This window comes from Tsukamurella sp. II2bb, from assembly GCF_057815145.1.
Genome location: NZ_JBYPZI010000001.1, coordinates 976,048 through 1,002,135, shown reverse-complemented (window position 1 = coordinate 1,002,135; position 26,088 = coordinate 976,048). Strand labels below are relative to the sequence as shown.

Sequence of the window (26,088 nt, the reverse complement as noted above, 5' to 3'; positions counted from 1 at the left end):
GCTTACGCTCCCTTCCGGTTCCGGCTGGCGGCGGGCTTCTTCGAGTCGACCGACTCCACCACGACGGTGATGTGGCTGGTGCGCTTGCGGATCCGGTACGCACGGCCCTGGGCCCGCGGCTGGATGCGCTTCATGGTCGGGCCCTCGTTGGCGTACGCCTCCGAGACGACCAGGGTGCGCGGGTCGAGACCCAGGTTGTTCTGCGCGTTGGCGATGGCCGAGGCCAGGACCTTGGCGACCGGCTCACTCGCGGCCTGCGGCGCGAACCGCAGGATGGCGAGCGCCTGCTCGGCGTCCTTGCCGCGGACCAGGTCGATGACGCGACGGGCCTTCATCGGCGTGACGCGCACGAAACGCGCGGTCGCCGAGGCGGTCGGATTGGCGGTGGTGGCTGCTTCGTTGCTCATTAGCGGCGCTTACCCTTCCGGTCGTCCTTGATGTGGCCCTTGAACGTCCGCGTCGGGGCGAACTCGCCCAGCTTGTGGCCCACCATGTTCTCTGAGACGAACACCGGCACGTGCTTGCGACCGTCGTGGACGGCGAAGGTGTGACCGATGAAGTCGGGGATGATGGTGGAACGACGCGACCAGGTCTTGATGACCTGCTTGGTGCCCTTCTCGTTCTGGACGTCGACCTTCGCGAGGAGGTGGTCGTCGACGAACGGGCCCTTCTTGAGGCTGCGTGGCATTCTCTAACTCCCTCCTAGCGCTTGTTCTTACCGGACTTGCGGCGACGGACGATCAGCTTGTCGCTCGCCTTGTTCTTGCGGGTGCGGCCCTCGGGCTTGCCCCACGGGCTCACCGGGTGGCGGCCACCGGAGGTCTTACCCTCACCACCGCCGTGCGGGTGGTCGACCGGGTTCATGACGACACCACGGACGGTCGGGCGCTTGCCCTTCCAGCGCATGCGGCCGGCCTTGCCCCAGTTGATGTTGCTCTGCTCGGCGTTGCCCACCTCGCCGACGGTGGCGCGGCAACGCACGTCGACGCGACGGATCTCACCGGAGGGCATGCGCAGGGTCGCGTACGCGCCCTCCTTGCCCAGCAGCTGGATGCTGGCACCGGCCGAGCGGGCCATCTTGGCACCGCCACCGGGGCGCAGCTCGACGGCGTGGATCACGGTGCCGGCGGGGATGTTGCGCAGCGGCAGGGCGTTGCCCGGCTTGATGTCGGCGTTGGGGCCGGACTCGACCACGTCGCCCTGCTTGAGGTCCTTGGGGGCGAGGATGTAGCGCTTCTCGCCGTCCAGGTAGTGCAGCAGTGCGATCCGCGAGGTGCGGTTGGGGTCGTACTCGATGTGCGCGACCTTGGCGTTGATGCCGTCCTTGTCATGGCGACGGAAGTCGATGACGCGGTACGCACGCTTGTGCCCGCCACCCTTGTGCCGGGTGGTGATGCGACCGTGCGCGTTGCGGCCACCGCGGCCGTGCAGCGGGCGGACCAGCGACTTCTCCGGGGTCGACCGCGTGATCTCGTCGAACGTCGAGCCCGACGAGCCACGGCGACCCGGAGTGGTCGGCTTGTACTTACGGATAGCCATTTAGCTCGCGCCTCCGAAGATGTCGATGGGCTTGCTATCGGCGCTCAGGGTCACGATGGCGCGCTTGGTGCTCTTGCGCTGGCCGTAACCCGCACGGGTGCGCTTGCGCTTGCCCTGGCGGTTCAAGGTGTTGACGCTGTCGACCTTGACGCCGAAGACCTTCTCCACGGCGATCTTGATCTGCGTCTTGTTCGCGTCCGGGTGCACCACGAAGGTGTACGTGTTCTCCTCGATCAGGCCGTAGGCCTTCTCGGAGATCACCGGCGCGAGCAGGATGTCCCGCGGGTCGGCGGGGATGGTTGCGGTAGCCATCAGGCGTTCGCCTCCTCGGTCTTCGTCGCGGACGCGATGAACGAACCCAGGGCCTCGCGGCTGAACACCAGGTCATCGGCGTCGAGGACGTCGTAGGTGTTGAGCTGGTCCGGGTAGATCCACTTCGCGTTCGGCAGGTTCTGGACGCTGCGCTGCGCGGTCAGGTCCTCACGGCCGACGACCACGAGGAACTTCTTGCGCTCCGACAGCGCGGCCAGGAACAGGCGGGCCGACTTCGTCGACGCGTCCTGGCCGGCCACCAGCTCGGTGACGACGTGGATGCGGTCCTCGCGAACCCGGTCGGTGAGGGCACCGCGCAGGGCGGCGGCCTTCATCTTCTTCGGGGTGCGCTGGCTGTAGTCGCGCGGCTGCGGGCCGTGGACGGTGCCACCGCCGGTGAACTGCGGAGCGCGGGTCGAGCCCTGGCGGGCGCGGCCGGTGCCCTTCTGGCGGTACGGCTTCCGTCCACCGCCGCGGACCTCGCCGCGGGTCTTGGTGGAGTGGGTGCCGGCGCGCGCAGCGGCGAGCTGCGCGACGACCACCTGATGCATCAGGGCGATGTTGGGCTCCACGTCGAAGATCTCGGCGGGGAGGTCGACGGTGCCGTCGACCTTGCCGTCGGCGGTCTTGACATCGAGAGTCAGCTTGCTCATGCGCGAGCACCACCCTTCACGGCGCTACGGACCATCACGAGGCCGCCCTTGCGACCGGGGATGGCGCCCTTGATCAGGATGACGCCGGCGTCGGCGTCCACCTTGAACACGGACAGGTTCTGCGTGGTCACCTTGTCGGAGCCCATACGGCCGGCCATGCGCACGCCCTTGAAGACGCGGCCGGGGGTGGCGCAGCCACCGATGGAACCGGGGGCACGGTGCACGGCCTGCGCGCCGTGGCTGGCGCCGAGACCGGCGAAGCCGTGGCGCTTCATGACGCCGGCGTAGCCCTTGCCCTTGCTGATGCCGGTGACGTCGACGAAGTTTCCGGCCTCGAAGACGTCGGCGCCCAGCTCCTGGCCCACCTCGTAGTCGGCGGCGGCCTCGGCGTCGGCGAGCCGCAGCTCGGCGATGTGGCGACGCGGGGTGACACCGGCCTTGGCGAACTGGCCCGAGACGGGCTTGTTCACCTTGCGGGGGTCGATCGCGCCGAAGGCGATCTGCACGGCGTCGTAGCCGTCGGTGGCCTGGGTACGGATCTGGGTGACCACGTTCGGCCCGGCCTTGACGACGGTGACCGGGACGACCCGGTTGTTCTCGTCGAAGACCTGGGTCATGCCGAGCTTGGTGCCCAGGATTCCCTTGATCTTGTTCTCAGTCATATCGATTCTCCGCAGCCGCTTACTGGATGTTCACGTCGACGCTGGCCGGCAGGTCGATGCGCATGAGCGCGTCGACCGTCTTCGGCGTCGGGTCCAGGATGTCGATCAGCCGCTTGTGCGTACGCATCTCGAAGTGCTCGCGCGAGTCCTTGTACTTGTGCGGCGAACGGATGACGCAGTACACGTTCTTCTCCGTCGGCAGCGGCACGGGACCGACCACACGGGCGCCGGTGCGGGTCACGGTCTCGACGATCTTCCGAGCAGACGCGTCGATCGCCTCATGGTCATAGGCCTTGAGCCTGATGCGGATCTTCTGTCCCGCCACGCTGTGTCCTCTTCCGTCAAGTGTTCAAACGTATTGCCAGACACACGGACAGCTGAAAAACCTGCGGGAACGCATCCCGCGTGAAGTCGATCGACGCTGTTCATGTATCAAATTGCTCCGGTCCACGCGGTCGGGCGTGTCGCGCTGGCGCTCATGCTCCGCCGGGTGATCCGGTGGCTCCCGCGAGGGGTGCCGGGCGATACCGTAGCCGGTGACCCGGTCCACAGGGGACCGCGCCGCCCGACAAGGCAACCCGACCAGTATGCACTGCTCCGACGTCTTCTTCAAATCGAACCGGTCCATCTGCTCCGTGCGATTCGCGTCACACCGGCCGCCGAGCCGCTCTGTAGCATTGGCGATCATGACCGAGCAGCGCGTCGCGCCGAAGCTGGGCGCGCTGATCCTGGTGGGGTCGTTGGGCGCCGGGCTCGTCGGCTGCACCGTCGACCCGGGTGGGGCGCCGCCGGCCCCCTCCCGCACGGCCGCCTCGTCGGCCCAGCCGGTTCCGCGCGCGGCAGCGGCGGTGCGCGACGACGCGGTCCGCTACCGCTACCCCGCGCCCGGCGCCGATCCCCGCCAGAACTACGGCAACCTCTACCTCCCCCGCGGCACCCACGCGCCGCACAGCGTGCCCGTGGTGGTGCTGATCCACGGCGGAGGCTGGAAGAACAGGTCCAGCGCCGGGTACATGTCGGACGTGGCGCGGGCGCTGCAGGCCGCGGGCCTCGCGGTGTGGAACATCGAGTACCGCCGCGTGGGTTCGGGCGGCGGCTGGCCGACGACCTTCACCGACGTGGGCCACGCGGTCGACTTCGTGCCGACGCTGGCGGAGTCCGCGCCGGCGCTCGACCCGTCGAACGTGATCCTGGTGGGGCACAGCGCCGGCGGACAGCTCGCCGCGTGGGCCGCGTCCCGGCGCACGCTGCCCACGGGCTCCCCCGGGGTGACGTGGCCCGCGGGCGGCGGCCCGGCGGTGGTCCCGCGGGCCTTCGTCTCGATGGCGGGCGTGCTCGACATGCGCACGTCCTCGCGGCTCAACGACCACGTGCGCCAGGCGCTCGGCGGCATGCCCGACCAGGTGCCGGAGCACTACGCACTGGCGAACCCGATCCAGCGGATCGATCCGCTCATGCCCTCGGTCGCGATCCACGGATCGAAGGACACGGTCGTGCCCGTCGCCGAGTCCGAGGAGTTCGTGGCCGCGGCGCGGGCGCTCGGCGCACCGTCGCTGCTGGTCGAGCTCGAGGGCGCGAATCACGGAACGCCCGTCACCGTCGGCTCGCCCTACTGGCCGACGATCCTCGACACCATCGTCCGGGTGTCCCGCAACGGCTTCGACGCGCTGGCCGCGAACCCGCCGCGCTGATCCGCGGGGTAGCTCCGCGGCGTAGCATCGGGCCATGTCCACCGGCCCGCAGCAGTTCACGGAGTTGATCTCGCTGGAGCAGTGGTGCGCCTTGGGGGAGGACGCGTCCGGCCGGTCGGAACTGCAGGAGGGGGTCCTGATCGTGTCGCCGAGGCCGAGACCCGCCCACCAGGACGCGATGTTCGCACTCGCCGTCCAGCTCACCCCGCAGATCCCTGAGGGTTTCCGCGTCTCGCTCGACGTCGACGTCGTGCTCGATCCCACGACGCCCGCAACGGTCCGGGCGCCGGATCTGGTGATCCGTCGGGACGCCCCGGCGCGGCTGCTGTATGCGGCCGATGTGCTCCTCGCCGTGGAGATCCTCTCCCCCGGGAGCCGCGGAACGGACCGTGTGATGAAGCGTTACGAGTACGCGGCGGCGGGGATCGAGCACTACTGGATCGTCGACGTGGACGAGGGGTCGCTCGAGGTCCTGACGCTCGGGGACCGCGGGTACACAGGCGTCATCCGCACCGGCCCGGTCCGGGTCTCCGCTCCGTTCGACCTGCAGGTCGACCCCGGGGCGCTGGGCTGATACCCGGCACAGCCTCCTTACGCCCACCCACCCGAGGACTCCGTCAGCGGTGCGCCGTCGAACTTACCGTGCAGTAAGATAGGCGTCATGACCGACACCACCACGTACAAGATGTGGCGCACGCTCAGCGACAAGCCGCTCGGCAAGCTGGCCTTCTCCGCCGCGGCGTCACTCAAGGCGCCGTACTTCGCCTCCGTGACGCCGTACATCTCCGAGATCGAGTACGGCCGCGCGGTGGTCCACGGGCCCAAGTGGTGGTTCGTGCAGAACCACATCGGCACCTTCCACGCCATCGCGGCCTGCAACCTCGCCGAGGTGGGCATGGGCATGGTGATGGAGGCGTCCACGCCGGGCACCCACCGCTGGCTGCCGAAGTCGATGACGGTGGACTACCTCGCCAAGGCGGAGTCCTCGCTCGTCGCCACCGCGACCCTCGCCGAGGAGATCGACTGGGACGCGATCACCACCGGCCGCGACGTGGTCGTGGACATCGCCGTCCGGGATAAGAAGGGCACCGAGGTGGTGCACGCGCGGATCACGACCTGGGTCACACCGAAGCCCTCGAAGTGAGAACATTCCGCAACTCACGTCTCATGCGCTAACCTGCGCATCATCGGCCACTCGGTTTACAGGCGCGGTGGGGTGTGGCACGCTACCGTCGCACAGTCTTGCGCCTACCCGAGGAGGACCATGCGCCGCATCATCACGTCGTTCCCGAAGGCTGCCGCGGCATCCGTGGCCGTCCTCGGCGGCGTCGCCGCGCTCCTCCCCGCCGCCGCGCAGGCGGAGCCCGTGACCACGGTCGTCCCCGGAACCTCGGTGCTCACCGTGACCAAGCTGGTCGGCAACGTGGCCGACGGCCGCGGCTGCACGGTCGGCTTCATCGGGCAGCGCCCCGACGGCACCCGCGTGGGCCTCTACGCCGGTCACTGCGGCTCGCAGGGCCAGCAGGTGGTCGTCGACGGCCGGATCGTCGGCGTGAACACCGGCTCGTCGGCGCCCCGGCTCACCAAGACCGACATGTTCGAGGTGCCCGATGCCCCCGACTGGGGCGTCTTCACCCTCGACCCCAAGCTCGCGCAGGCCGCCCCCGGCGGACGGATCCGGCCCAGCACCGTCGGCACCGCGCGCGCGGGCGACGCGGTCTGCAGCCAGGGCGTCTCGTCGGGATGGCGCTGCGGCTCCGTCGTCAGCGTCGACGGTGGCTACATCGCCACCACGATCCCCGTGCAGGTCGGCGACAGCGGCGGCCCGCTGATCCGCACCTCCGACAACGCCGCGCTGGGCATCGCCTCGCGCGCCGCCACCTTCGACGGTCCGCTGCGCCGCAGCGGCTCGCTGTTCTACGACCTCAGCTCCGTGCTGCGCGCGACCGGCACGTCGCTGGTCGTCGGCTGAGTCCTACTCGCTGAACCAGGCGCGCACCGAGCTCGGTCCCCAGAGCAGGATCGGGACCAGCACGGTCGCGATGAGGCCGGAGCAGGTGGCACCGAGGATCACCGCCGTCGCGGTCGCGACGATCAAGGCCGTCCGCGTCCGCGTGGCGAAGAGCAACCCGGCGCCGACCAGCGCGACCACGGAGCAGAACACCCAGAGCCCGCCGAGCGCGGGACCGACCCCGTCGTCGGAGAAGCCCGTGATGCCGAGCAGCAGGCCGAAAGCGCCGCCCAGGATCAGCAGTACCGCCGCGACGATCGCCTGCCAGGGCAGTTTCGACGGTGCGGTGCCCGCCTGCGCGGGTGCCGCACCGAAGGCGGGGAACGAGGGCTGCGAGCCGTAGGCCGGCGGCCCCTGCTGCGCCGCCGCGCCCTGCTGCGCGGCCGCGCCGTACGGGGCCGCACTGTGCTGAGCCGCCGTGCCGTACTGGGCCGCGGCGCCGTACTGGGCCGCCGGACCCTGCACGGTGTTGCCGTAGGGCGTCGACGTCTGAGCCGGGGGCGGGGTGTGCAGCGTGGGCGCGGACTGGTGTGGCGCCTGGGCGTGCCGCGGCAGCGCCCCTGAGCCGACCTGGCGCGCTTCCGCCTCGAGCGCACGGGCGAAATCCGTGCAGGTGCGGAACCGGCCCGCGGGCTGCGGCGACATCGCCGTCGACAGCACCCGGTCCAGCGGGGCGAGGCGCGGGTCGGCGTCGGCGGCCCGGGGCACCTCGCCGCGCATCTTCCGGCTGATCACCGCGCCGGGCGTGGTGCCCGCGAAGGGGCTGCGGCCCGTGAGCAGGGTCAGGGCCGTCGCCGCGAGGGCGTACTGGTCCGTGCGACCGTCGACGGTCTCGTCCGCCAGCTGCTCCGGCGCCGCGTAGGTCACGGTGCCGACCGCCGTGTTCGTGGCGGTGAGGCCGGCATCGTCGTCCATGCGGCGCGCGATGCCGAAATCGGCCAGCAGCACGCGGCCGCTCGCGTCCGCGCCCGACTCCGCGAGGAGGATGTTCGCCGGCTTCACGTCCCGGTGGATGAGCCCCTTGCCGTGGGCGTGGTCCAGCGCCGCGGCGACCTGCGTGATCACCGAGACGACGTCGGCGACGGGCAGCCCGTGCGGATGCCGGTCCCGGACCAGCTGGTCGAGGTCCACGCCGGCGACGTAGTCCATCGACAGCCACAGCTTGCCGTCGGCCTCGCCGCGGTCGTGCACGCCGACGATGTTCGGATGGAACAGCGTGGCCGCGAGGTCGGCCTCCCGGTTGAACCGGACGCGGTAGGACTCGTCGGTCGAGAGATCCTGCGGCAGGATCTTCAGCGCCTCCTGCCGCGGCAACCGCGGATGCGCCACCAGGTAGACCTCACCCATTCCGCCCGCGCCCAACCGGCGGACCACCCTGAACCCGGCGAACTCGTCGCCCCCCTGCATCGCCATGCGCGAATCCTAGCGCCCCCGCCGACCGGTCCCGGCGCGCTCAGTCGCGCCAGAGCGTGTCCGGATCGACCGGCTCGGCCGACGGTGCCGTGGGCGACGCAGCGGGAGTGCGGGAGAAGCGGGGAGCGGGCATCGGCGCCATAGCTCCCCCGACCTCCTGCAGGGTGCCGCGCGCCTTCATGTGCGGGTGGTTCGGCGCCTCCTCGAAGGTCAGGATCGGCGCCACGCAGGCGTCGGAGTCGAAGAAGATCTCCGCCCACTCGTCGCGGGTTTTCGTCTTCAGCGCGGCCTCGAGCGCGGCGCGCAGCTCGGGCCACCGGGCTTGGTCGAGCTGGTAGGGCAGGTCCTCCTGCTTGAGTCCCAGCTTGTGGAGCAGCTCGGCGAAGAACTGCGGCTCGATCGCGCCGACGCTGACATACTTGCCGTCGGCGGTCTCGTAGGTGTCGTAGTAGGGCGCGCCGCCGTCGAGGGGGTTCACGCCGCGCTCGTCGCTCCAGATCCCCTGGCCGCGGAAGTCCCACTGCATCTGCCCGATGAGGGAGGCACCGTCGACCATGGCGACGTCGATGACCTGCCCCTTGCCCGAGGTGTTGCGCTCGTAGAGCGCGGCGAGCACGCCGAAGACGAGGAACATCGAGCCGCCCGCGAAGTCGCCGACGAGGTTGAGCGGCGGCACCGGACGCTCGCCCTGGCGGCCGATCGCGTGCAGCAGGCCGGTCAGCGAGATGTAGTTCATGTCGTGACCCGCGCGCTGCGCGAACGGGCCGTCCTGGCCCCAGCCCGTCATCCGGGCGAAGACGATGCGGGGGTTGCGCTCGAGCACCACGTCGGGGCCGAGGCCGAGGCGCTCCATGACGCCCGGGCGGAAGCCCTCGACGATCACGTCGGCGCGGTCGATGAGCTCGAGGATCTTCTCGATGTCCTGCGGGTTCTTCAGATCCGCCTCGACGATCGTGCGGCCGCGCTTGACGCCCTGCGGCTTGCCCGTGAGCCCGGCGACGCCGATGCCCGGCCGCTGCACCGAGACGACGTCGGCGCCCTGGTCGGCGAGGAGCATGGCGGCGTGCGGGGCGGGCCCGAGACCGGCGAACTCGACCACCTTCAGTCCCGCGAGAGGACCCTGCTTCGTATCAGTCATGAATGCACGCTAACTTGCCCGTAACCTGGGGGCGTGACCTGGCTCTCGATTCACGACCCCGACGGTGACCTCCGCGCGACCCTGATCCTCGCGCACGGCGCCGGCGGCAACCGCGATCAGGCGATGCTGCGCCTGCTCGGCGAGGAGCTCGCGGGGCGCGGGGTCCGCACCATCCGCATCGACCTCCCGTTCCGGCGGGAGCGCCCGAAGGGGCCGCCGTCCCCGTCGGGCCAGGCCGCCGACCGGGCCGCTTTCGCCGAGACGGCCCGGCTCCTGGAGATCGACGGGCCGGTCCTGTGGGGCGGGCACAGCTATGGCGGGCGGATGGCCTCGATGGCGGTCGCGGAGGGCGCCTCCGAGCACCTGCCGGGGCCCGACGGGCTGGTGCTCCTGTCCTACCCCCTGCACCCGCCGGGACGGCCGGAGAAGGCGCGCACGGCGCACCTGCCGGGCATCACCGTTCCGACGGTGCTGGTGCACGGCAAGCGCGACCCCTTCGCCTCGCCGGAGGAGTTGGCGGAGGCCGCCGCGCTGATCGCCGGTCCGACCACGATCGTGGAGGTCGCCGCCGCGCACGACCTGGCACCCGCGAAATCCGGCGCCCCGGCCAAAGCCGCCGACGCGATCGTCGCGCTCCTCGATCAGCTGAAGGCGTAGTCGCTCAAGGGGAAGGTGCGGGCGTCGCGGCGGGCGCCGAGCACGGAGCTGGGCCGCAGGAGCGTGGCCTCACCGTGCGGGTCGAAGTAGTAGCTGCGACTGCCCTCGCACGCGCCGCGCTGGAAGACCGACCGCCCCAGCCGCCCGCTCATCCGCTCCAGGAAGCGCGCGTTCGCCTGCTCGGTCACCTCGACGGTGCGCGCTGCCCGACGGTCGATCTCGTCGAAGACGCGCCGCAGGTGCACCATCTGCGCCTCGATGGTCCAGAAGTAGCTCAGCCCGGTGTAGCTGTACGGGCTGTGCAGGCTGAAGAAGTTGGGGAACTTCGGCACCGCCATGCCCTCGTACGCCTGGAACCGTCCCTCGCGCCAGAACTCGCCGAGGTCGCGCCCGTCCCGGCCGGTCACCTCGATCGCGGGGAAGTTCTTCTCCCACAGCGAGAACCCGGTGGCGAGCACCAGCGCGTCGAGCTCGTGGACAGTGCCGTCGGCCATCTCGATGCCGTGCGACAGCACCCGGCGGATCGACCCGGTCTCCAGCGTCACGTTCGGGCGCGCGAAGGTCGGGAAGTAGGTGTTGGAGAAGGTGGGACGCTTGCAGCCGAAGGAGTACGACGGGGTGAGCGCGGCCCGGGTCTTCGCATCGCGGACCTGGGCGAACATGTGCGCCTTGGCGAGCAGCGCCGCGACGTCGTTGAACCGGTGGCCGTACTGGTAGTTGAGCACGCCCACCGTGTTGAGCACCTCGAGCGCCGTCGAGTTCGCCAGGCGCGCGGCGCGCTGGGTGAACGGCAACCGCCCGAACAGCGTCTTGACCGGCCCGGGCACCGGGAAATCGACCTTGGGCACCACCCAGATCGGCGTGCGCTGGAAGACGGTGAGGTGGCCCGCGATCTTCGCCAGCTCGGGCACCAGCTGCACGCCCGTGGCGCCGGTGCCGATGACGCCGATCCGCCGGCCGTCCAGGTCCGCGTCGTCGTCCCACTGCGCGCTGTGCACGACGGTGCCGGCGAACTCGCCGATGCCCTCGATATCGGGCAGCTTGGGCTGGCTGAGGAAGCCGGTCGCGGTGATCAGGTAGCGGCTGCGGAGCTTCTGCTCGAGCCCGCCGTCGCGGACGACGGTGACCTCCCACTCGCCGGCCTGCGCGTCCCACCGCGCGGCCGTCACGTCGACCCCGAATCGCATGTGCCGGCGCAGGCCGTACTTGTCGGCGACCCGGCTCGCGTAGGCCTTGAGCTCCGCGCCGGGCGCGTACAGGCGCGACCAGTCCGGATTGGGCTCGAAGGAGTACGAGTAGGTCACCGAGGCGATGTCGACGGCCAGGCCCGGATAGCGGTTGACGTGCCACGTCCCGCCCAGATCGTCCTCGCGCTCGAGGATGACGACGTCGCTGCGGCCGCGGCCGAGGAGTTCGATCGCGGCGCCCATTCCGCCGAATCCCGCGCCGACGATGATCACGTCGTGAGCCATGCCCACTCCCCTTCTCCGCACGTTCTCCTTCAAAATCTACACCAGTGTAGGACCGGGGCGGAGCGCGCGGCACCGTCGGGAAACACCGGGCCGCGCCGTGGCGATGAACCGGACAGAAGCCGACACAACGAGGAGAAAGCCATGCACCTCACCCGCATCGCCCTGTCCGCCGGCACTGCCGCCTTCCTCGCCGCTGCAGCCCTGGCGGCCCCCGCTTCCGCTGACGACCCCGTCCGGCAGGTCGAGATCTGCCGCGGCTATCCCGCCGCCGTGCTGGCCACCGCCGGGCAGGCGTGGCGCAGCGGCCCCGACCACATGCCCGTCGCCGTCCCCGGCCAGATGGCGATGTCGGTGAGCCGCTCCGCCACCCTCGTGCCGCCGCCTCCGGGCTCCAACCTCGACGTCACCGTCGACTGGCGCAACACGCGCACCGGGCAGTCCGGGACGGTGCATCAGGTGGGCGCGCTGGGCAGCGGCGGCGGGTCGGCCTACTTCCCGTTCGTGCCCACCGGCGCCGGAACGATCCAGCTCAAGGTCCGGGCCGTGGCGAACATCGGCTTCCCACTGCCGGGCGCGTGCCGGGGCTCGTACACCGTCCGCTGACCGCCTGTGCGGGATAGTGGCCGCTGGGCGAGCACTATCCCGCACAGGTCGGGCCGATAACCTGGACGCATGAGCCTGACCCCCCATTCGAGCCGCAGCCAGATCGTCACCGTCGCCGAGGTGATCGACGAGACCGCGCTCGCGAAGTCCTTCGTCTTCGATGCGGAGTGGGACTACCGGCCGGGGCAGTTCGTGACCGTCCGCGTGCCGTCGGAGCGGACGGGGCCCGACGGTGCAGTGGCGCGGTCGTATTCCCTCTACACGTCCCCGTTCGACGACGGTAAGCCGGGCGTGACGGTCAAGCGGACCGTCGACGGGTACGCCTCGAACTGGTTGTGCGACAACCTGACCGTCGGCTCCGAACTGGAGGTGCTGCCGCCTGCGGGGGTCTTCGTGCCGGAGAGCCTGGACGTGCCGCTGCTGCTGCTCGCGGCGGGGAGTGGGATCACGCCGATCATGTCGATCCTGTCGGCGGCACTGACGGCCGGGACGCAGCCGATCACGCTGCTGTACGCCAACGCCGACGCGGCCAATACCATCTTCCGGGAGGAGATCGCACGGCTCGAGGCCGAGCACGAGCGGCTCACGGTGATCTGGTGGATGGAGGACGAGCGCGGCATCCCCGACGCCGACATGCTGGCCGCGCTGCTCACGCCGTACCACTCGCGCAACACCTACCTGTGCGGCCGCGACGAGTTCATGGCGGCCTGCAAGGAGGCGTGCCGGGTGATCGGCACCCCGCGCGAGCAGGTGCATCAGGAGATCTACGCCTCGCTCACCGGCGACGCCTTCGCCGACATCGTGCCGCACGAGGTCGAGGTCACCGCGGACTCGCCGGAGGTCACCGTTCACAACCTGGGCGCGACCTTCACCGTCGCCTGGCCCGAGGGCGAGACGCTCGTCGACGTGCTCATCAACAACGGCCACGACGTGCCCTACTCCTGCCAGTCCGGCGAGTGCGCCACCTGCCTGTGCAAGCTGACGAAGGGCACCGTCGAGATGGCGGTGACCGACGGTCTGGACCCCGAGGACGCCGAGGACGGCTACATTCTGGGGTGCCAGGCGAAGCCGACGTCGCCGGAGTTGGAGGTCGAGTACTGATGCGGATCCGTGGAGCGGTGCTGGAGGAGATCGGGCGGGCGCGTCCGTATGCGCAGTCGTCGCCGATCTCGGTGGGCGAGCTCGAGCTGGCGCCGCCCGGGCCCGGCGAGCTGCTGGTGCGGATCGAGGCTGCGGGACTGTGCCACTCGGATCTATCGGTGGTCGACGGTAACCGCGTGCGGCCCGTGCCGATGCTGCTCGGTCACGAGGCGGCCGGCATCGTAGAATCGCTCGGTGCGGACGTGTCCGGGGTGGCAGTCGGCGATCGCGTGGTGATGGCCTTCCTCCCCCGCTGCGGGGAGTGCGCGAATTGCCGCACCGACGGCCAGCTTCCGTGCACGCCCGGCAGCGTGGCCAACAACGCCGGCGAGCTGCTGGGCGGGGGCCGGCGGCTCTCGCGGTCCGGCGGCGAGGTGCACCACCACCTGGGCGTGTCCGGCTTCGCCACGCACGCCGTGGTCGATGCACGGTCGGTAACGCGCGTGGATTCCGATGTGCCGCCGGAGATCGCGGCGGTCCTCGGCTGCGCCGTGCTGACCGGCGGCGGCGCCGTCCTCAACGCCGGCCGTCCCTCCGACGGCGACGATGTGATCGTCATCGGGCTCGGGGGCGTCGGCATGGCCGCCATCCTCACCGCCCTGTCCCTCCAGGCCGACGGTGCCGTCGGCCGCGTGATCGGCGTCGACGCCCAGCCCGCCAAGCTGGACGCCGTGCGCGCGCTGGGCGCCGATGCCGCTTACACGCCAGAGGAATTGGCCGCGGAGGGGGTTCGCGCTCCGGTGGTCATCGAGGCCGCCGGGCACCCGCGGGCGTTCGAGGCCGCCGTCGCGGCGACGGCCGTCGGCGGGCGGACGGTCACCGTCGGGCTGCCCAATCCCGCTGCGCGGTCCGAGATCAGCCCCCTCGTCCTCACCGCCGAGGCCCGCACGATCATCGGCAGCTACCTGGGTTCCGCAGTGCCGCAGCGCGATATCCCGCGGTACGTCGAGATGTGGCGCGCCGGAAGACTTCCGGTGGAGAAGCTGATCAGTGGCGTGATCACGTTGGACCAGATCAACGAGGGCATGGACTCCCTCGCCGACGGCACCGCCGTCCGCCAGGTGATCAAGTTCTGATCACCGCTCCGCGTGGCGGTGTGCGGAGCACCTTAGGGCCCGCACACCGCACCGAAAGCCGATTGAACATCGGGTCCGTGGAATCACGACACGTCGGCGCATCCTGAGCCTGCCTCAACGAAGGCGACGCGGGTTCCACCCTACTTCGTTCCGGCGCACACAAGACTTATGACGTTCGCGACACTGCCAGCAGATCGGCCCATCCTCGTCTCTTGATGCTCCAGATCAGCGCATCGGACGGATCGGCGGTCTGTAGCCAACCCCACACCGCCTGCCTTTGCACTTCCTCAGGACGGGAAGCCACCCCAAGTTTCGTCAACAGTCGCGCCACCGACCGGATCTGCGCAGACCCTGGCTCAACCCCGTGGGGGATATCCGAAAATCGGAAAGTCGATGCCATCAGCCCACCACCTCTGCGATCAGGACAGGCACGACGCCTGCTCGCTCGACACCTACATATCGTACAACCGGACTGTCCAGTAGGACCTCCTGCTGCTCGATCAGCTCACGCACGTCGGATCCGATCCCAGCGATCCATGCAGCGTTCGTGCCGACCGGAAGACGAAGACGGATGAGCACCGGTCCACCGCTTCCCGACGGCTTAACAAACTGCTGCTCGACGATCACTCGCTCCCCCGATGCCGCCGCAAAGCCAGGCCATTCGGATTCAGTACCCACGAGGTCTCGGAGCCGGTCCGCAGGCGTGCCGAGCGCCGACATGGAACTCCGATTCCCTCGCCAAACGTCGACCTCACGTGTGAGCTGCGACGAGGCGATGACGTTCGCAAGATCATCGTGGACACGGCGGACCTCAGGACTCGGATGCAGGTCAAGACCGCGCGCGAACCGCTGCAGCGAAGGCGGGACGAATCTCCGCAGCAGCTCTGGGGCTCGGCTCCATCCCGCCCTCCCTGGAGGGGCTCGGCCTGGTGTCGTGCCAGCGCATCATCCGGTCACATGTCGTGTCGTTCAGCGCTCTGCGCCAGCTGCGATTCGGAGCCGGTCCGGCCGGCGACGCCGCGTGCCGGGCTCTCCTCGCCGCGTTCGCCCTCGCCGGCCTAGCCCGGTCGAACGCCGAGCTCAACCTCCGCGCGAACTGCAACCTGCGCGAGGCCGCGGCGCCCGAGACCAAGCTCGATGCCCGCTACGGGAACACGGTCGACCTCTCTCCCATCGAGATCGACCTCGCCGACGCCCTCCTCACCGAGGCGATCGCCCACGCCCGCAAGGAGGCGGGGATCCGCTGGGAGGGGCAGGTTCTGGAGGTCACCGGCAACGAGCTCGTCGTGAACAACATCGACGCCGAGGCGGAGGCGTAACCGTGCGTGCTCCCGGTATCCGGGCACGGTTCCCGCTGGGGGTGTACATCGGCCATCGTCCGGACGGTTCCCCCGACCCGTTGCCCTCAACGCTGCGTCTCCATGCGGCCCTCGTCGCTTCCGCATGCACGGGCTCGACCGCGGTGTTCGACGGTGGCCGGCTCGTCCGGTCCGCCTCAGCGACGCGCGCGCTCGAATGGCTCGAGGACAACCCACCGGACTATGTCGAACTTCCGCCGTGTCTTGAGAACTCGCCCACCGACATCACCTTCCGTGACCAGGGTGTGATGGATGGCGTAGGCAAAGATCCGGACAGGAAGAAGGCGCCTCGAACGTTCGGATCGGGAACCGCGGTGTCCGCACCGATCGGCTGGGGGTGGAAGGAGTTGCCCGACGAGGTCGCGACCGCGCTCGGCGATCTCTGCGCGGACGTGCCGTGTCTCGGCGAGACGGATTCCGCGGCGATCCTCGAGGTCGGCGAGATCGCCCCCACACACCGCCGGGTCGAACGACCGTCGGCGTTCAACCGGGTCGCCACCCGCATCGCCAGCCCGATTCCGGGACGCCTCACCGAGCTCGACGAGCAGCATGAAACAGCACGCCCCACCAGGCGCCCCACCGCCGCGGGCGATCGGTGGACCAAGACGGAATCACCCGCTTCCGCCCTGCCGACCCACCACCGGTCTGTCGACATCGGCTACGACCTGATCGAAGCCGCGCCACCGCGCCCCGCCCCCTGGGATCGTGCCGTTCATATCGCCATCGACACCGAGATCGGCGGCCTGGAGCGCGTCGACTGGTCGGTGGCACTGCACCGCGCGATGGTCAAGGCCCTGGATACCGAGGCTGCGTCGATCGTGACCGGCAAGTACGTCCGCGGGGTGACCCCACCCGCCAACCGAGTGGCGATCCAACCCGTCGACGAGTCGATCATGGACCTGTCGACCTACGATCTCGGACCGGGACTCCTGGTTCTCGTTCCCGCCGGCGACGGCGCCCAGGGCCTCGACGATCCCATGGAGACAGTTCGCCGCGCGCTCAGCGGAGTCACCCGCCTGTATCGGCGCAACGGCGTCACGATCCGGCTCGGCCGGCAGACCGTCGTCGACGCGCGGACGTTCTGGAAGGAACCCGCACGGTCGACCGTCCGGGAGTGGGTGAGCGTGCCCGCGGTGGTACCGGAGACGCGGCGCCCCCGCCGCGGTGCGCGACAGTGGACGCTGGCCGATTCGGCAAGGCTGTCCCTCGGTTTCGTATTCCGGGATCACTTCAAGGTGCCCGACGATGTCCCTGCGGAAGCCCGGTACGCATCCCTCGCTGATCAGGTCGCGGCACAGGGCGTGGACGTCGTCACGACCGCGATCATCCCCGACGCAGATGTACATCGATACGCCCACAAGCTGCCCGACGGTGTCGTCGCGCAGCCCTATCGGCTCCGCCTCCGCGGCGGCGGCCTGGTTCCCGAGCAGGCGATCCTCGCCGTCGGACAGAGCCGGCACCTGGGCGGCGGCCTGCTGGTTCCGGTCGACGTGCCCGCTGCGGTCGCCGAGGCGTGGGGAGACGTTCGATGAGCCTCGAGCCGAGCGAGTTCGCTGCGTTCTTCGCGGCGGTGAACAACGGAAACTCTCCATTCGATTGGCAGCAAAGACTTTTCGACTTCCTCCTTGAGAACGGCCGATGGCCCGACGCGATCAATGCCCCGACGGGCACTGGCAAGTCGAACGTCGTCGACGTGCACATCTTCGCGAACGCCCTGCGTGGGTGGGGTTTTGACGTCCGCCTACCACGACGAATGGCGGTAGTGGTGAACCGGCGCGGCCTGGTCGACGCACACGAGCAACGTGCTGCGGAGATCATCGAGCAGCTGGACGCTGCGGATCCCGGATCGATCCTGGCACGCGTATCGGAAGGGCTGCGCCGCCTGCGCCGAGAATCGGAAAACGGGACGAACGTGGTACTCGCGCGAATCCGCGGTGGCACTGCACTGGACTCGACGTGGCTCGACGATCCGACCGCGTGTGCGGTCATCTGCGCGACGCCGGACATGTGGGGCAGCCGACTGCTGTTCCACGGCTACGGGACGTCCCGGCTCGCGCGGCCTCGTGAGGCGGGCATCCTCGCCTTCGACAGCGTGATGATCCTCGACGAGGCCCATCTCAACGAACAGTTGCACCTCACCGCTACGCGGACTTCGGAGCTGCTCGCCCGGTACCCGGTTCCCGTGCCGCCCTTGCAGGTGGTGTCGACCACCGCGACCCAGGAGACTGCGGACGCGATCGTGATCGGGGTCGATGACGCTGACGTCGAGAAGAATTCGCCCCTCCGGTCCCGCCTCACGACGCCGAAACAGGTGACCTACACAGCCTCCCCGAACTGGCATCCGAAACGCATCGTCGACAAGTACATCGACGACATCGTCGACGCAGTGGTAGCGATGACCGAGCACCCCGAGATCAACGGGACCGTCGGGTGTGTTGTGAATCGCGTCGAGACAGCGGTGAAGGTCGCGGCGAAGCTCGAGGGGTGCTTGAAGGGCAGGGACCGCGAAAAAGTGCTCAGCTGGGTCGGCCCGATGCGCCGGCTGGACCTGCGGCGGTACGAGGACGAGTACGAAGGCGTCTTCACCCCCTCGGGCAATGCGAAGGTCGGCGTCGTCGTCGCCACCCAGACGATCGAGGTGGGCGTCAACGTCGACTTCGTCGGCATGGTCACCGAATTGGCGCCGGGGGTCGCCCTCGCCCAGCGAGCAGGTCGCGTGAACCGGCTCGGTAGACGAAAGGCCGGTCCGGTCGTGGTCGTCGGACCTGAAGCGCCACCGATTGAGGACGCCCTCCCGTACTCCGCAGACGAATTGGCAGCGGCGCACGAGTGGGTGCTCAAGCGTGTCGAAACACCGGAAGGAATCAGCCCGTGGGCTATCCACGGCACACCGCCGCCGCCCGCACGCCGGCGACGCGATGTCTTCAGCCGGCTCGAATCGGGTGACGTCTACGCGCTGGCACCGACGAGTGAGATACGACCGGCCCGGCCCGAACTCGATCTGTGGCTGCACGACTCCCTCGAGAGCGACACTCCTCTGTGCGGAATCGTGCTACGCGGCGGACTTCCCCGCGACGGTGGTCGTCCACTTCCGGCCGATTCCTTGGACGCGCTCGCCGTCTTGCGAGCGACTCCTCCCGACCCCGTGGAGGTCTTCCCGACACCGGTCTACCGTGCGTTGAAGATCTGCGCGGCGCTCCGGGAGAACCCGCACAGCCACAGCCGCGCGTTCCGCTACCGCGACGGTGCCGTCGACGTGGTCGATGTGCTCGATCCGAAGACCGACAGCCCCGACATCGCCCCGGGGGACGTCCTGATTCTCGACGCCGATCACGACATCGTCCTCGCCAACACGATCGTCGATTATGGGCAAGGGAAACCGGAGCCATACACGGTCTGGGGCCGCTTCGACGACGAGGACGTCCGGGTACGCCTCGTCTGGCGCGACGACTCCCCGAGCCTGTTCGCCGAACTCGACGATATCGCGCACATCGTCGCCGAGACGGATGACGAGGACGAGATCGCGGACCTCGCGAATCGACAACAGGAGGTGCTCGCCGACCACGGCTACTCCGACTATCAACTGACCGTAGGCTCTCCGTTCGCGAGTGATGACGAACCGACCATCCCGTGGATCGTCCTCCGGCCCAACGAATTCGTGCGCGACAACGAAGAGATTAGGCAGACCTGGACGGGTCGTGGCGCCGTCCTGCTCGACGATCACGCGAAGTCGGTCGCGACGCGCGCACGCGAGATCGCTGAGAAGGTCGGCCTGCCGGCGCACCTGCAGCGTGTCCTCGAGTTCGCCGGACTTCATCATGACGACGGCAAGCGTGACTTGCGCTTCCAACACATGCTCGGCGGAACGCAATCCGTTCCTCTCGCGAAAAGCGGCGGGAGCTCCAGCCGCCGGACGACGACCGCGAAGACGCGCACCGGCCTGCCACCGGGCTGGCGCCACGAACAGCTGTCCGTCGCCTACACCCGGATCGCCGCACCCGATGTCGAGGACCCCGAGCTGCTCCTACGTCTGGTGGGAACCAGCCACGGCTGGGGGCGCGCCGGGTTCCCGCACAGCGGCGACGAACTCGTGCACCCTGAAGCCGACGATCCGCTACGGGTAGCCGCTCGCGAGCTGTTCACCGCCGGCGCGTGGGAGGAACTGATCGACGCCACCGACCGTGCCCACGGCCCGTGGGCGTGCGCCTACTACGAGGCCCTGCTCCGCGCCGCGGACTGCGGCGTGTCCAAGGAGGGATCATGACCGAATTCGTTCTCGCATCGGACTATCGAAGCGCGCTCAGCCATTTCGCCGGGTACGGGCTTGCGGCGATCCTCGAGGACAGTGGGGTGCGAGGCCTCCGGATGTTCTGGTCCGACGGCGACGTGCCTCGCCTCGTACTCACGGGAGCGGGTGACCCACTCGACGTGGCCAGCGCGGTCCGCGACCACGCCTCGGCACACTCAGTCCCCTCGTCGTGGGTGCAGCGCATTTTTCAGGTCCAGGGTGAGAACAAGCAGTCCGAAGTCGGCCTGTTCAGTCCTCGCATCGCCAGCCCGGCGAACGCCGTCGCGTGGAATGCTCTGTACGACAAGCGTCACGAGTCTCAGGATCTCCCGGAGAACTCCGGATGGCTGGATTCGCTGATGCTGCAGGCGCTAGGCGAACCGGCGCACTGGTTGGTGGGCACGGATCTGAACGAGCCCGATCGCGGTGCGTCGCGCTGGGAGATGAAGACCCGCAATCGCGGTGAGGACTTCACCAGGAATCGACTCGCGAAACTCGCAGCGACCGTATCTGCTCGCACCGCAGAAGCCGTCCTCGCGGGTCTCACCGGCGAATCCATCGTGGACGAGGCCGGCAAGAACTCGGATTCATCGCGTTCAGCCACGGGGCTCGCTCGGCCGGGCATCGTCGATAATGCGATCGCGTGGTGCGCGCTCTGGGGAATCTCATGGTTCCGATTGACGCCGCGCGTGAAAGTGCAGGCGTTCACGCCGGGCGCAGTTCCGCAGAATCGCGTGCATCCGCACAAGATGGCGTTGCCGTTGGTCACAGAGGCGACCTCTCCGGCGCGTCTCCGGCGAGTTCTCCGCTCGGCGGCGTTCGATACCTACGCGTTCGGCGAGGACGGGTCGACCGCACGGGCCGCCGCCGCGGAAGAACTGCGCCGATCCGGTGTGAACGGCTGCGTTGTGTTCCCGATCGAAGTAGCCGGCAGTAGCTCCGCACCCGAAAGGATCGTCTTGTCCGGAATGTACAACCCGATATAGGCTGCCTCATGGCCGACCACACGACTGAATTGCCGATCAGCTTCGTCGCTCACACGGTGTTCTGCGAGAGGCGAGCCTGGTTGGAAGCCGCTGGCGAGCGGGTCGTCCACTCGAATATCGAGGCCGGCTTGGCAGCTCATTCCGTGGTCGATCAGCCTTCCCATAACCGGCATCGGACGACTTCCGTCGATGTCTCCCTACCCGAACTCGGACTCACGGGCAAGTGCGACGTCGTACGAGCGTCCGATGCCGGCTCGGTCACTCTCGTCGAGTACAAGTCGACACCTGCGCGGCGCATCGCCCAGGTCACCGAAGCGAACGTCGTGCAACTGGCCCTGCAGCGGCTCTGCCTTGAGGCCGACGGCGTGTTGGTACTCGGACAAGAGGTGTACTTCACCAACCATCGTCGCGCGGTTCAGGTCGATCTCTCCCACTCGGATTTCGACGAGGCGCGGGCGTGGGTTGCGAGAACCCGGGAGATCGTTACTTCCGCGGAGGCACCCGAGCCGCTTGTGAACGATCCGCGGTGCGGATTCTGCTCGCACGTCTCGGTATGTCTACCCGACGAGCATGAAGGGCGATCCAAAGCTCGTCGGATCGCCGTCTCCAATCCACTGGGTGAGATTCTCCACCTCACCACGCCCGGTAGCCGCGCATTCCTCCGCACCGGCAGGTTGGTCGTGGAGAAGTCACGGGAGGAGCTTGCGAGTGTCCCGCTCGAACGAGTAGTCGGCCTGGTGGTGCACGGAAACGTGGACGTTTCGAGTGCGCTGATCAGAGAACTCCTCTGGCGCGGATACTCTGTAGTGTGGTGTTCGGGGTACGGCCGAGTCATCGGCGCGGCTCGCTCGGCCGAGTCCCCGAACGGACTGCCTCGAGTTCGCCAGCACGTCGCGTCAGAATCAGGGCACCTCGAACTCGCCCGGGAATTCGTCAGTGCGAAAGTCTCGAATCAGGCGACTCAGCTCCGCCGGAACGCTCGCGGTGACGTGCGCGACGCCGTCGCTGGGATTCGGGATCTCGCTCGGCGTAGCTCGTGCGCCGCGGACATCCCGCAGCTGTATGGCCTCGAAGGAGATGCTGCCGCGATCTACTTCGCACATTTCACGACGATGCTCGGCCCGGGCGCAGACCCGGATTTCGCAGACGGCTGGCGTGGCCGAACAGGGCGCTCTGCTACCGACCCCCTCAACGTCCTGCTGAACTATGCGTACGGCCTACTCCTGGGCGACGCGATCCGCGCGATCCACGCGTGCGGACTCGATACGCACGCCGGATTCCTGCACAGCGCCGTTCGAAACAAGCCCGCCCTGGCTCTTGACCTCCTCGAGGAATTTCGCGCACCAGTCGCAGACTCTGCGGTGCTCGGGGCGATCAACAACGGCGAACTGACAACAGAGGATCTCGCAGGGATCGTGGGGAAGCCGCGTATCACCGAGCGAGGGCGGAAGACGCTCACCTCGGCCTACAGGAGACGGGTCCAGCAAGAATTCACGCACCCGACGTTCGGATACACGATCAGCTGGCAACGAGCGCTGGAGGTCCAAGCACGGATGATACTTGGGGTCATCGACGGGACCGGCACCGCCTACAAAGGAATCCGCACGCGATGACGCGGCAGGACGTTCGGCGAACCCTCATCGCATACGACATCGCAGACGACCGTCGCCGCACCCGCCTGGCAGCGCTTCTCTCCACGTACGGAGATCGCGTGCAGTACAGCGTGTTCGTCGTCGATACAACGCCCGGCCACTTCATCCGGCTCAGGTCGGCGATGGCGAACCTCATCGTCCCCGCGGCAGACTCGCTTCTGTTCTGCGACCTCGGGCCCGTGAACTCCTTGTCCACCCGCCAGTTCGAGTTCGAGGGCCGGTATCGCCCCATTACCGGTGACGACAGCTTCGTCGTCTGAGATCACCGCAAGCGCTCCGATACTCCGCACCCACTCGGTGACGTCTCGCCGCGGATCGACGCTGGTCAGCGGTTCGCCAGCACAGCTGTCGCTCTGCGAGCGAAGTTGGATCGGCGTGTCAGTCCAGGCCTCTCGCCAACGACATGTAGTTCAGCAGGTCAAGGCGCTACTATCAGGGAGGCTCCGTCGGCGACCTCGGTCGCCGGCTCTTCGTTGAGGCGGATGCGCGAGTCGTCGACCATCTCGTGGTACTTCTCGGCCGTCGGCGACCTCGGTCGCCGGCTCTTCGTTGAGGCGCCGACCCGCCGCACTGGACGGAGACCGTCGGTGCGTGGCCGTCGGCGACCTCGGTCGCCGGCTCTTCGTTGAGGCTCGCAGATGCAGCCTAGAACGTCAGAATGCCCTCACGTCCGTCGGCGACCTCGGTCGCCGGCTCTTCGTTGAGGCCTCGTGCAGGACACCCACGAGTTCACCACCTACCTCCGTCGGCGACCTCGGTCGCCGGCTCTTCGTTGAGGCGCGATCCGGTACCGGCCCGGCACTGTGCTGGCCGCCCGCTCCGTCGGCGACCTCGGTCGCCGGCTCTTCGTTGAGGCGCAGAGACGAAGCGCCGCAACGGCAACGAGGTCTCCCGTCGGCGACCTCGGTCGCCGGCTCTTCGTTGAGGCTTCTTCGCGAACGTGGTGGGGTCGATGCCGTCGCCGCCCTCCGTCGGCGACCTCGGTCGCCGGCTCTTCGTTGAGGCACCCGAATAGCTGTGACGGGATGGCACGCCCTCGAATACCGTCGGCGACCTCGGTCGCCGGCTCTTCGTTGAGGCAGGAAATCCACGTACTGGCCGGACGTCAGGCGCCGGCCTCCGTCGGCGACCTCGGTCGCCGGCTCTTCGTTGAGGCGACGGCCTGAGGACCGCGAACGCGCAGCGCAGCAGCGTCGCCGTCGGCGACCTCGGTCGCCGGCTCTTCGTTGAGGCTTCCATCCGTCCACTGGCGCCTTTGTTATCCCTCATGCCGTCGGCGACCTCGGTCGCCGGCTCTTCGTTGAGGCGCCAGCGGGCAGGGCTACGAGGTCGTCGGCGCTGAGCCGTCGGCGACCTCGGTCGCCGGCTCTTCGTTGAGGCCACGCGGATGGTATCCGTCCACACCGCGTGCCTCCCAACCGTCGGCGACCTCGGTCGCCGGCTCTTCGTTGAGGCCACACCGATCACGAGGATGTGCTGGTCATCAAGCACACGGTCCGTCGGCGACCTCGGTCGCCGGCTCTTCGTTGAGGCTGGCCGTACGCGGTGTGCGGTACCTGCGGCCGGGAGAGCCGTCGGCGACCTCGGTCGCCGGCTCTTCGTTGAGGCGAGCTCGCGGCCTACTTCATGGCTCGGCACACGGCAACCGTCGGCGACCTCGGTCGCCGGCTCTTCGTTGAGGCCGAGCTCGGTGGAGCTAATCAGCCTGGCAGGCACGAGGCCGTCGGCGACCTCGGTCGCCGGCTCTTCGTTGAGGCGAGCTTGACTCGCTAGCTCCGGTCGTTACCGCTCGTGCCCGTCGGCGACCTCGGTCGCCGGCTCTTCGTTGAGGCGAAGACAACAGTGGCGTGGACGGCCCGACAGGCACCGTCCGTCGGCGACCTCGGTCGCCGGCTCTTCGTTGAGGCCAGGCATCGAATCATCATCGAAGCCCTTTTTGTGCCGTCGGCGACCTCGGTCGCCGGCTCTTCGTTGAGGCCGCCACCCTTCTTCGCGGCAGCCGCGTCCTGAGCGGCCTCCGTCGGCGACCTCGGTCGCCGGCTCTTCGTTGAGGCGAGACTCATCATCATACCCACTGTCGTGAAGACCTAGGCCGTCGGCGACCTCGGTCGCCGGCTCTTCGTTGAGGCGCGGTAGAGAAGCTGCTGACCGCGCCCCAGCACATCGAGGACCGTCGGCGACCTCGGTCGCCGGCTCTTCGTTGAGGCCAGGAATGAAGCCCTGAACTCATTTGAATAAGGCTCACCCCCGTCGGCGACCTCGGTCGCCGGCTCTTCGTTGAGGCAGCGCTGGGGACCAGCTCCTCGGGTCGCAGGTGATCGGCCGTCGGCGACCTCGGTCGCCGGCTCTTCGTTGAGGCGAGACTCAACCCTCCCAGTGACTTTCTGGCGTCACCAGCCGTCGGCGACCTCGGTCGCCGGCTCTTCGTTGAGGCAGCCGCAGGTTGTCCCGGCCGGCCCGCAAGAGCGCGGTCCGTCGGCGACCTCGGTCGCCGGCTCTTCGTTGAGGCACGGGATGAGCAGGTTCAGCACCGAGCGGATCGAAGCCACTCCGTCGGCGACCTCGGTCGCCGGCTCTTCGTTGAGGCGACAATCGCCGGGGTCAGCTCGCCGTGTCTGGCGTACGTGCCGTCGGCGACCTCGGTCGCCGGCTCTTCGTTGAGGCGTGGCGACGTGCCACCAGCCGCCCGTAGTGCGCTTCTCCCGTCGGCGACCTCGGTCGCCGGCTCTTCGTTGAGGCAGCTCGCTTCGCTCGCTCTGGTGCGCGCGGGCGCGCAGCCGTCGGCGACCTCGGTCGCCGGCTCTTCGTTGAGGCTCGGCGCGGGCCTTCTCGGCGGCGGCGATGGCCGTCTCGGCCGTCGGCGACCTCGGTCGCCGGCTCTTCGTTGAGGCGACTTCCCTCCGCCGCCGGAGGTGGTCGAGCCGCCGGTGCCGTCGGCGACCTCGGTCGCCGGCTCTTCGTTGAGGCAGGGAGCCGCAGACTCCAGACCCGCCGTGGGTGGCCGTCGGCGACCTCGGTCGCCGGCTCTTCGTTGAGGCCGCGACGGGGCCGCGTTCTACGAGGTGGTCCGCATGGATCCGTCGGCGACCTCGGTCGCCGGCTCTTCGTTGAGGCCTGACCCTGTCCGGGCACGGCGTGCAACCCGTGTGGGTGCCGTCGGCGACCTCGGTCGCCGGCTCTTCGTTGAGGCAAGAAGCAGGTCTGCGACTACCAGGCCAGCCTGGGCGCCGTCGGCGACCTCGGTCGCCGGCTCTTCGTTGAGGCACGGTGTTCGGGCCGGCGGGGGATTCGTTCTCCGGGGTGCCGTCGGCGACCTCGGTCGCCGGCTCTTCGTTGAGGCAAGAATCCGTTCCTACCTGCGGAAGTGCAGTGGCCCCGTCGGCGACCTCGGTCGCCGGCTCTTCGTTGAGGCATGACGAGCGCGGAAGCGGTGGCGG

Annotated in this window: 25 protein-coding genes and 1 CRISPR repeat array (1 of these 26 only partly in view); of the genes, 14 read left to right on the top strand and 11 right to left on the bottom strand. The window is 69.0% G+C overall.

Going from position 1 to position 26,088, the window contains the following annotated elements; translation table 11 throughout:
- Positions 1–2: 2 nt before the first annotated feature.
- From rplV to rpsJ, 7 genes are read right to left on the bottom strand one after another with little or no spacing between them, the layout of a single operon-like run.
- Positions 3–407 carry a 50S ribosomal protein L22 gene (gene rplV / locus AC21LY_RS05230; protein ID WP_489045253.1) on the bottom strand — a complete coding sequence of 135 codons (405 nt, stop codon included), beginning with the start codon at positions 405–407 and terminating at the stop codon, positions 3–5.
- The gene (rpsS, locus tag AC21LY_RS05225) at positions 407–688 is read right to left on the bottom strand and encodes a 30S ribosomal protein S19 (RefSeq protein WP_019202328.1); all 282 of its coding nucleotides are present in this window, start codon (positions 686–688) and stop codon (positions 407–409) included. The genes rplV and rpsS overlap by 1 nt, the downstream gene beginning before the upstream one ends.
- Positions 689–702: 14 nt before the next feature.
- Entirely contained in the window at positions 703–1,539 is an 837-nt protein-coding gene (rplB, locus tag AC21LY_RS05220) for a 50S ribosomal protein L2 (protein WP_126196442.1), read from the bottom strand.
- Entirely contained in the window at positions 1,540–1,851 is a 312-nt protein-coding gene (gene rplW, locus AC21LY_RS05215) for a 50S ribosomal protein L23 (RefSeq protein WP_068522672.1), read from the bottom strand.
- On the bottom strand, positions 1,851–2,504 hold the full coding sequence (gene rplD / locus AC21LY_RS05210; RefSeq protein ID WP_489045252.1) for a 50S ribosomal protein L4: 654 nt from the start codon (positions 2,502–2,504) through the stop codon (positions 1,851–1,853). The genes rplW and rplD overlap by 1 nt, the downstream gene beginning before the upstream one ends.
- Positions 2,501–3,166 (bottom strand): 50S ribosomal protein L3, encoded by a 666-nt coding sequence (gene rplC, locus AC21LY_RS05205; RefSeq protein ID WP_489045251.1) that lies wholly within the window; start codon positions 3,164–3,166, stop codon positions 2,501–2,503. The genes rplD and rplC overlap by 4 nt, the downstream gene beginning before the upstream one ends.
- Positions 3,167–3,185: 19 nt before the next feature.
- Positions 3,186–3,491 carry a 30S ribosomal protein S10 gene (gene rpsJ / locus AC21LY_RS05200; RefSeq protein ID WP_003938093.1) on the bottom strand — a complete coding sequence of 102 codons (306 nt, stop codon included), beginning with the start codon at positions 3,489–3,491 and terminating at the stop codon, positions 3,186–3,188.
- 361 nt (positions 3,492–3,852) lie between these two features.
- Between rpsJ and AC21LY_RS05195 the strand changes: the two genes are divergently transcribed.
- From AC21LY_RS05195 to AC21LY_RS05180, 4 genes are all read left to right on the top strand, one after another.
- Positions 3,853–4,857 carry an alpha/beta hydrolase family protein gene (locus AC21LY_RS05195; protein ID WP_489045250.1) on the top strand — a complete coding sequence of 335 codons (1,005 nt, stop codon included), beginning with the start codon at positions 3,853–3,855 and terminating at the stop codon, positions 4,855–4,857.
- A 34-nt stretch (positions 4,858–4,891) separates the two neighbouring features.
- Positions 4,892–5,431, top strand: a complete 540-nt coding sequence (locus AC21LY_RS05190; RefSeq protein WP_489045249.1) for a Uma2 family endonuclease — start codon at positions 4,892–4,894, stop codon at positions 5,429–5,431.
- An 87-nt stretch (positions 5,432–5,518) separates the two neighbouring features.
- Entirely contained in the window at positions 5,519–6,001 is a 483-nt protein-coding gene (locus AC21LY_RS05185; protein ID WP_489045248.1) for a hotdog fold domain-containing protein, read from the top strand.
- A gap of 120 nt (positions 6,002–6,121) precedes the next feature.
- The gene (locus AC21LY_RS05180) at positions 6,122–6,829 is read left to right on the top strand and encodes a chymotrypsin family serine protease (RefSeq protein WP_489045247.1); all 708 of its coding nucleotides are present in this window, start codon (positions 6,122–6,124) and stop codon (positions 6,827–6,829) included.
- Positions 6,830–6,832: 3 nt separating this feature from the next.
- Here AC21LY_RS05180 and AC21LY_RS05175 read toward each other — a convergent pair whose 3' ends face one another.
- Together AC21LY_RS05175 and AC21LY_RS05170 are read right to left on the bottom strand one after the other, a co-directional pair.
- Positions 6,833–8,281, bottom strand: a complete 1,449-nt coding sequence (locus AC21LY_RS05175) for a serine/threonine-protein kinase (RefSeq protein WP_489045246.1) — start codon at positions 8,279–8,281, stop codon at positions 6,833–6,835.
- Between the two features lie 40 nt (positions 8,282–8,321).
- Complete coding sequence (locus tag AC21LY_RS05170; protein WP_489045245.1) at positions 8,322–9,419, bottom strand: CaiB/BaiF CoA transferase family protein; 1,098 nt, start codon at positions 9,417–9,419, stop codon at positions 8,322–8,324.
- A 33-nt stretch (positions 9,420–9,452) separates the two neighbouring features.
- Between AC21LY_RS05170 and AC21LY_RS05165 the strand changes: the two genes are divergently transcribed.
- Positions 9,453–10,076, top strand: a complete 624-nt coding sequence (locus AC21LY_RS05165; protein WP_489045244.1) for an alpha/beta hydrolase family protein — start codon at positions 9,453–9,455, stop codon at positions 10,074–10,076.
- On the opposite strand, the gene AC21LY_RS05160 is transcribed toward AC21LY_RS05165, so the two are convergent.
- Positions 10,061–11,548: a flavin-containing monooxygenase gene (locus tag AC21LY_RS05160; protein ID WP_489045243.1), complete on the bottom strand. Its 1,488-nt coding sequence runs from the start codon at positions 11,546–11,548 to the stop codon at positions 10,061–10,063. The genes AC21LY_RS05165 and AC21LY_RS05160 overlap by 16 nt on opposite strands.
- A gap of 141 nt (positions 11,549–11,689) precedes the next feature.
- Here AC21LY_RS05160 and AC21LY_RS05155 point away from each other — a divergent pair, with 141 nt between their 5' ends.
- From AC21LY_RS05155 to AC21LY_RS05145, 3 genes are all read left to right on the top strand, one after another.
- Entirely contained in the window at positions 11,690–12,151 is a 462-nt protein-coding gene (locus AC21LY_RS05155; protein ID WP_489045242.1) for a hypothetical protein, read from the top strand.
- A gap of 69 nt (positions 12,152–12,220) precedes the next feature.
- Positions 12,221–13,252 (top strand): 2Fe-2S iron-sulfur cluster-binding protein, encoded by a 1,032-nt coding sequence (locus tag AC21LY_RS05150; RefSeq protein ID WP_489045241.1) that lies wholly within the window; start codon positions 12,221–12,223, stop codon positions 13,250–13,252.
- Positions 13,252–14,367 carry an alcohol dehydrogenase catalytic domain-containing protein gene (locus AC21LY_RS05145; protein WP_489045240.1) on the top strand — a complete coding sequence of 372 codons (1,116 nt, stop codon included), beginning with the start codon at positions 13,252–13,254 and terminating at the stop codon, positions 14,365–14,367. Before AC21LY_RS05150 ends, AC21LY_RS05145 begins: the two co-directional genes overlap by 1 nt.
- A 399-nt stretch (positions 14,368–14,766) precedes the next feature.
- On the opposite strand, the gene AC21LY_RS05140 is transcribed toward AC21LY_RS05145, so the two are convergent.
- A complete protein-coding gene (locus AC21LY_RS05140; RefSeq protein ID WP_489045239.1) occupies positions 14,767–15,087 on the bottom strand; it encodes a hypothetical protein in 321 nt (106 codons plus the stop codon).
- A gap of 242 nt (positions 15,088–15,329) precedes the next feature.
- Here AC21LY_RS05140 and AC21LY_RS05135 point away from each other — a divergent pair, with 242 nt between their 5' ends.
- Genes AC21LY_RS05135 through cas2 form a run of 6 tightly spaced genes read left to right on the top strand, consistent with a single transcriptional unit; the run spans position 15,330 to position 22,911 of the window.
- Positions 15,330–15,686 (top strand): hypothetical protein, encoded by a 357-nt coding sequence (locus AC21LY_RS05135; RefSeq protein ID WP_489045238.1) that lies wholly within the window; start codon positions 15,330–15,332, stop codon positions 15,684–15,686.
- A 2-nt stretch (positions 15,687–15,688) separates the two neighbouring features.
- A complete protein-coding gene (gene csb2 / locus AC21LY_RS05130; protein WP_489045237.1) occupies positions 15,689–17,257 on the top strand; it encodes a type I-G CRISPR-associated protein Csb2 in 1,569 nt (522 codons plus the stop codon).
- Positions 17,254–19,989 carry a type I-G CRISPR-associated helicase/endonuclease Cas3g gene (gene cas3g / locus AC21LY_RS05125; RefSeq protein WP_489045236.1) on the top strand — a complete coding sequence of 912 codons (2,736 nt, stop codon included), beginning with the start codon at positions 17,254–17,256 and terminating at the stop codon, positions 19,987–19,989. Before csb2 ends, cas3g begins: the two co-directional genes overlap by 4 nt.
- The gene (locus AC21LY_RS05120; RefSeq protein WP_489045235.1) at positions 19,986–20,999 is read left to right on the top strand and encodes a CRISPR-associated protein; all 1,014 of its coding nucleotides are present in this window, start codon (positions 19,986–19,988) and stop codon (positions 20,997–20,999) included. The genes cas3g and AC21LY_RS05120 overlap by 4 nt, the downstream gene beginning before the upstream one ends.
- Before the next feature lie 8 nt (positions 21,000–21,007).
- Complete coding sequence (cas1, locus tag AC21LY_RS05115; protein ID WP_489045234.1) at positions 21,008–22,612, top strand: CRISPR-associated endonuclease Cas1; 1,605 nt, start codon at positions 21,008–21,010, stop codon at positions 22,610–22,612.
- Positions 22,609–22,911, top strand: a complete 303-nt coding sequence (gene cas2 / locus AC21LY_RS05110) for a CRISPR-associated endonuclease Cas2 (protein ID WP_489045233.1) — start codon at positions 22,609–22,611, stop codon at positions 22,909–22,911. Before cas1 ends, cas2 begins: the two co-directional genes overlap by 4 nt.
- Before the next feature lie 183 nt (positions 22,912–23,094).
- A CRISPR array of direct repeats spans positions 23,095–26,088; the repeat unit is 37 nt; unit sequence CCGTCGGCGACCTCGGTCGCCGGCTCTTCGTTGAGGC; it runs 5,247 nt beyond the window's last position.

Bases quoted from the DNA above. Each gene is read 5' to 3' on its own strand.
- AC21LY_RS05180 (WP_489045247.1), top strand. From the start codon at position 6,122: ATGCGCCGCATCATCACGTCGTTCCCGAAGGCTGCCGCGGCATCCGTG.
- AC21LY_RS05195 (WP_489045250.1), top strand. From the start codon at position 3,853: ATGACCGAGCAGCGCGTCGCGCCGAAGCTGGGCGCGCTGATCCTGGTG.
- AC21LY_RS05120 (WP_489045235.1), top strand. From the start codon at position 19,986: ATGACCGAATTCGTTCTCGCATCGGACTATCGAAGCGCGCTCAGCCAT.
- rplB (WP_126196442.1), bottom strand. From the start codon at position 1,539: ATGGCTATCCGTAAGTACAAGCCGACCACTCCGGGTCGCCGTGGCTCG.
- AC21LY_RS05150 (WP_489045241.1), top strand. From the start codon at position 12,221: ATGAGCCTGACCCCCCATTCGAGCCGCAGCCAGATCGTCACCGTCGCC.
- AC21LY_RS05160 (WP_489045243.1), bottom strand. From the start codon at position 11,548: ATGGCTCACGACGTGATCATCGTCGGCGCGGGATTCGGCGGAATGGGC.
- rplD (WP_489045252.1), bottom strand. From the start codon at position 2,504: ATGAGCAAGCTGACTCTCGATGTCAAGACCGCCGACGGCAAGGTCGAC.
- AC21LY_RS05145 (WP_489045240.1), top strand. From the start codon at position 13,252: ATGCGGATCCGTGGAGCGGTGCTGGAGGAGATCGGGCGGGCGCGTCCG.
- AC21LY_RS05140 (WP_489045239.1), bottom strand. From the start codon at position 15,087: ATGTCGGCGCTCGGCACGCCTGCGGACCGGCTCCGAGACCTCGTGGGT.
- rplV (WP_489045253.1), bottom strand. From the start codon at position 407: ATGAGCAACGAAGCAGCCACCACCGCCAATCCGACCGCCTCGGCGACC.
- cas1 (WP_489045234.1), top strand. From the start codon at position 21,008: ATGGCCGACCACACGACTGAATTGCCGATCAGCTTCGTCGCTCACACG.
- cas2 (WP_489045233.1), top strand. From the start codon at position 22,609: ATGACGCGGCAGGACGTTCGGCGAACCCTCATCGCATACGACATCGCA.
- AC21LY_RS05175 (WP_489045246.1), bottom strand. From the start codon at position 8,281: ATGGCGATGCAGGGGGGCGACGAGTTCGCCGGGTTCAGGGTGGTCCGC.
- AC21LY_RS05155 (WP_489045242.1), top strand. From the start codon at position 11,690: ATGCACCTCACCCGCATCGCCCTGTCCGCCGGCACTGCCGCCTTCCTC.
- rplC (WP_489045251.1), bottom strand. From the start codon at position 3,166: ATGACTGAGAACAAGATCAAGGGAATCCTGGGCACCAAGCTCGGCATG.
- AC21LY_RS05170 (WP_489045245.1), bottom strand. From the start codon at position 9,419: ATGACTGATACGAAGCAGGGTCCTCTCGCGGGACTGAAGGTGGTCGAG.
- AC21LY_RS05190 (WP_489045249.1), top strand. From the start codon at position 4,892: ATGTCCACCGGCCCGCAGCAGTTCACGGAGTTGATCTCGCTGGAGCAG.
- rplW (WP_068522672.1), bottom strand. From the start codon at position 1,851: ATGGCTACCGCAACCATCCCCGCCGACCCGCGGGACATCCTGCTCGCG.
- AC21LY_RS05185 (WP_489045248.1), top strand. From the start codon at position 5,519: ATGACCGACACCACCACGTACAAGATGTGGCGCACGCTCAGCGACAAG.
- rpsS (WP_019202328.1), bottom strand. From the start codon at position 688: ATGCCACGCAGCCTCAAGAAGGGCCCGTTCGTCGACGACCACCTCCTC.
- cas3g (WP_489045236.1), top strand. From the start codon at position 17,254: ATGAGCCTCGAGCCGAGCGAGTTCGCTGCGTTCTTCGCGGCGGTGAAC.